At 55.2% G+C, this 310-nt stretch carries 1 pseudogene; it reads right to left on the bottom strand.

The annotated features are described in order from the left end of the window. Nucleotides 1-310: pseudogene (locus MXD62_RS08205) on the bottom strand (isocitrate lyase); the annotation flags it as partial.

Genomic DNA, 310 nt, shown 5'->3' on the forward strand with positions numbered 1-310 from the left:
GCATAGCTTAGCCCTCTGGCAATGGCCGCATCCAAACCTCCCCGCATCCGGAAAAATCCTTCCGCTGTGCGCTCACCGGTTAAAAATGGATGATCCCGCTCATCGATCTCACTGGTGATCAGAAAAGCTCCGTTCGCATCCGTTCTCGCCACGATAATTGTAGGTACGCCCATAACGTCTGCGGCAAGCCGCGCTGCGATCAGATTACGGACTGCCGCTTGGGTAGGAATCAATACTTTCCCCCCCATATGTCCGCATTTCTTTTCGGAAGCCAGTTGATCTTCGAAGTGAACGCCGGCCGCCCCCGCTT

This window comes from Frankia sp. Mgl5 (genome assembly GCF_023242985.1).
Lineage (GTDB): Bacteria > Actinomycetota > Actinomycetes > Frankiales > Frankiaceae > Parafrankia > Parafrankia soli.